At 64.1% G+C, this 398-nt stretch carries 1 protein-coding gene; it reads left to right on the plus strand.

The features are described from left to right. On the plus strand, nucleotides 1-262 hold a 262-nt coding region (locus AO692_RS03045; RefSeq protein WP_161808034.1), incomplete at its 5' end, for an ATP-binding protein. Nucleotides 263-398: the final 136 nt, after the last annotated feature.

Here is a 398-nt window from a genome sequence, read left to right on the forward strand (position 1 = left end):
CCTGACCCGATTGGACTTCGTCGTCCTCGACGAACTCGGCTATCTGCCCTTCGCGCAAGCCGGCGGGCAGTTGCTCTTCCACCTGATCAGCAGGCTCTACGAGCGCACCTCGATCATCGTCACCACCAATCTGGCGTTCGGCGAATGGCCCGCTGTCTTCGGCGACGCCAAGATGACGACGGCGCTGCTCGACCGGCTCACCCATCACTGCGAGATCATCGAGACCGGAAACGAATCCTGGCGATTCAAGAACCGCGCCTGATCACCCCATAACGCCGATCCGCGCCCGCCGGCCTGCGCAACCCAGACCAGCTTCGCCCGGCGAGCGCTAACCGTGGTGCCCTACAGGGGTCCCTTTTGCGCGCCGATCCAGGGTCCCCATTCCAGGCCGATTGACA

The organism is Mesorhizobium sp. 1M-11 (genome assembly GCF_001303895.1).
Classification (GTDB): domain Bacteria; phylum Pseudomonadota; class Alphaproteobacteria; order Rhizobiales; family Rhizobiaceae; genus Mesorhizobium.